Source organism: Raoultella sp. T31, from assembly GCF_002806725.1.
GTDB lineage: Bacteria > Pseudomonadota > Gammaproteobacteria > Enterobacterales > Enterobacteriaceae > Klebsiella > Klebsiella electrica.
This window is the reverse complement of sequence record NZ_PIBO01000076.1, coordinates 1-2,808: the sequence shown is the minus strand read 5'-3', so window position 1 is coordinate 2,808 and position 2,808 is coordinate 1. Positions and strand designations below refer to the sequence as shown.

3 protein-coding genes and 1 pseudogene are annotated in these 2,808 nt (G+C 46.5%); 2 read left to right on the top strand and 2 right to left on the bottom strand.

Going from position 1 to position 2,808, the window contains the following annotated elements; translation table 11 throughout:
* Positions 1 to 245 precede the first annotated feature (245 nt).
* Together CWM52_RS25765 and CWM52_RS26960 are read right to left on the bottom strand one after the other, a co-directional pair.
* Positions 246 to 791 carry a hypothetical protein gene (locus CWM52_RS25765; RefSeq protein WP_100686649.1) on the bottom strand — a complete coding sequence of 182 codons (546 nt, stop codon included), beginning with the start codon at positions 789 to 791 and terminating at the stop codon, positions 246 to 248.
* A gap of 278 nt (positions 792 to 1,069) precedes the next feature.
* A pseudogene (locus tag CWM52_RS26960) lies at positions 1,070 to 1,307 on the bottom strand (tyrosine-type recombinase/integrase); the annotation flags it as partial.
* 527 nt (positions 1,308 to 1,834) lie between these two features.
* Between CWM52_RS26960 and CWM52_RS25755 the strand changes: the two are divergent.
* Both CWM52_RS25755 and CWM52_RS25750 read left to right on the top strand, forming a co-directional pair.
* Positions 1,835 to 2,095 carry a hypothetical protein gene (locus CWM52_RS25755; RefSeq protein ID WP_100686648.1) on the top strand — a complete coding sequence of 87 codons (261 nt, stop codon included), beginning with the start codon at positions 1,835 to 1,837 and terminating at the stop codon, positions 2,093 to 2,095.
* A gap of 283 nt (positions 2,096 to 2,378) precedes the next feature.
* Entirely contained in the window at positions 2,379 to 2,738 is a 360-nt protein-coding gene (locus CWM52_RS25750; RefSeq protein ID WP_227521341.1) for a hypothetical protein, read from the top strand.
* Positions 2,739 to 2,808: the final 70 nt, after the last annotated feature.

Genomic DNA, 2,808 nt, shown 5'->3' with positions numbered 1-2,808 from the left:
CAGAATATGCAGCCAACATGAAGCCGGTTATTCCTGATTATGGCTGGATCATATTCGGGGTTAGGGTCAGAATCAAACCGCCCCATGAAAATGCCCATATCTTATTTATAGACAGAAGTGAGGTATTCTGGCTATGTATGACAGAAATGATGTGTCCTGCCTATAGATAGGCAGGTTTGACGTGTTCTGGCTCTGTATAGGCACAAGTGACGTGTTTTGCCCATTAGGGTTGATATCTCTTAGCGTTAACTTGCTGCGCTGGGAGGGAGCGGGTATCTCTGGTCGATTTGTGGCGCATCGCTTAGAAGCCGGCCAGATTTTGCCATGAGGTATCCGGCGATTTCTTCAGGCGTCAAATCTACCTGGAGCATGTCTTCATCCTGGAACCATTCATTAGGCCAGTAGATGAGGTCGGACGCATTGGCATCAAAGTTTTTCTTCAGCAATCCCAGCGCGTAACTTTGTTCCGATCTCTTGCCTTCAGCATTGCACACGAAACTAATTATCTGAATTAGTTCATCCCAGGTTAAATCCGCAACGTATTTCTCCTGATTAAATGCCATCCGGGTAAAGTTCTTTGCGTCGGTCCATGAGGAAAAGTCACGGAAATCAGAGAATTCATACGGATTAACGACCTGCCTGTTCCAGTCATCAATCATCGCTTTTAGCCCTTCATCATCTTCGTCGGCGCCGTTATCAATTTGCGACAGTATTTCTTCGGCTGCGTCCGCTAGTTCTTTAAGTTTCTGGCGATTTATCTTGGCTGGCTTAAAACGTTCGGGTAAGGGCATCAGGTCTTCCTTGTTAAGTTGAGACTCAGCAGCGACAAGTCATTACGCAATCTTCGTTAAGTACTCGGCAAAAGTCTATAAAACAATCAATTTCTCTTCTGGTTACGAACAAATTTATTCTTTCATTAATTGCAATATAAACAATGATCATCCCGTTATCTGTAATTATAATGACTGTATAAATATCAGGTATGGCATATGTCCAGACAAAACGTAAACGTAAAACCGGTATTACTCAGTCATGAGCAGATAGAGGCCATTCAAAAATCAAACGCTTATCAACTTCCTCCGGCCGCTGATTTTCCCGTGTGGGACATATTTGGGACATCTTCCTCAAAAACCGAGTCAATTTGCCGCGCATACTCCGTTAATGGTCAGTTGCATGGTGGGCATATCGACGTACCATCCCAATACTCTCCCGGCCACCCATTTCCCGTAGCACAGACGGCGGGACGCCGGACTGAATTAATCAACTGGTCCGGTGTGTCTCAGGCCATGAAAACGAAAGTCTGTAATCAGCGGTATTGAACTTCGCCAGGTTATTGCAAATCTGCTGCGCCAGGCGAAGAATGCCAGAATGCATCTGCGTTCGCTGCGGACAGTGTACCCAGCGCCAGAGCGTGTGTAAGCACACCCGTTTTGTTCTACCCACTTTTTGCGGGTTGCGGTTTTTCAGCCATCAGTCAGCACCCTTCCGGTGTCAGGGGGTAATGATGAAGGCGTTACAAATCAGAATCGAGCGTGTTCTCCAGATGACGAAAAAGGCGTTTAATTGAATGGTTAAGCGACTTGAGAGATTGCGGGCCGACTCTGGCATCGCCGTAACGCCTGACATGCGTGCTGGATAGGGCTTCTCACGTCTTTGCGGGCAATATTGGAACCTCTCTGAACTACCGCTTCCGGCTGAGAATTGACAGGGGGCTGTTCGTACCGTTCGTGTTCATGGTGGCTTGAGCAACCCTGAAACGTCCACGCCAGCTGGCGTTAATAATGATTCCGCGTTGTGTCAACGATGGCAACCTTTAAAAAGAAGAGGTGAGACGATGATTACGGATTACCTGTTTATGTCTTATGTTGCGGTCGCTTCCTGCTGGCCTGTCACGCTGATCCTGCTGTCGGTTGCCATAATTTTGTTATTGCATGCTGAGCGTAAGGTGTTGAGAGTGACTATCGTTGCCCTGGTGGGTTTTCTGGCTTTTGCCGCCTGGCAGTTTGGGACCGCAATGCATAAACCTCCTTTAATGCTGGCCGGTGGGACCGCATGGCTCTCTGAGCAGATAGCAATATGGGATCAGAGGCAGTAATCTTATCCATGGTTTCTGTCATCCCTCGCCAGCCTTCATTGCCTTCTTCAGCGCCGTTATCAATTTGCGACAGTATCTCTTCGGCCTGTCCGTTAATTTTTTAAGTGTCTGGCGGTTTATTTGGCCTGGTTTCATGCGCTCGGGTAATTTATATCAAAGGGTTGGCTGTCAGTTTGATGTATTTCCGGACAAAGGAAATAATCAGCATTAAGATTCTATTGATGCCACGTATAAGAAAAATTAGTTAATATGAGCGGCATTTATACAAAGGAGGGTTATGTTGATGAATAAAACCATTATAAGCATTATGGCCGTGATGTTGTGCGGTTGCGTGGACCTTGGTCGCGTTGGTCTTCACCCGGAATTAAAAACGGCGTATTTCGATGGACAAAAGCATATCGTAGAAAGTTGTCTGTACTCCGCTGCGCTCTCGCAAAAGCTGTCATTAATGAAGGATGATTCGTTGCCTGGAGGGACAGAGCGTTACTATTTACAGGACGCTAATTATGAAAATGTAGCGTGGGTCGACATCTCCCCTTCCGGTGAAAAACAAACCAGTGCGTACTTTTTTTACGCACCCCATGATCCCGATGTGCACAAGTCCATTTTGTCTATGATAGCAAAGTGTCAGAATCCTTTTTAATGACCCGTCAGGTCATGTAGTGATGTGATGGACGCCCTTTCCTGAAGCAGCCAGTGCCATACTTTACTGT

What these genes read in the sequence shown, in the direction of transcription:
- CWM52_RS25750 (WP_227521341.1), top strand. Translation starts at nt 2,379, where the DNA reads ATGAATAAAACCATTATAAGCATTATGGCCGTGATGTTGTGCGGTTGC.
- CWM52_RS25765 (WP_100686649.1), bottom strand. Translation starts at nt 791, where the DNA reads ATGCCCTTACCCGAACGTTTTAAGCCAGCCAAGATAAATCGCCAGAAA.
- CWM52_RS25755 (WP_100686648.1), top strand. Translation starts at nt 1,835, where the DNA reads ATGATTACGGATTACCTGTTTATGTCTTATGTTGCGGTCGCTTCCTGC.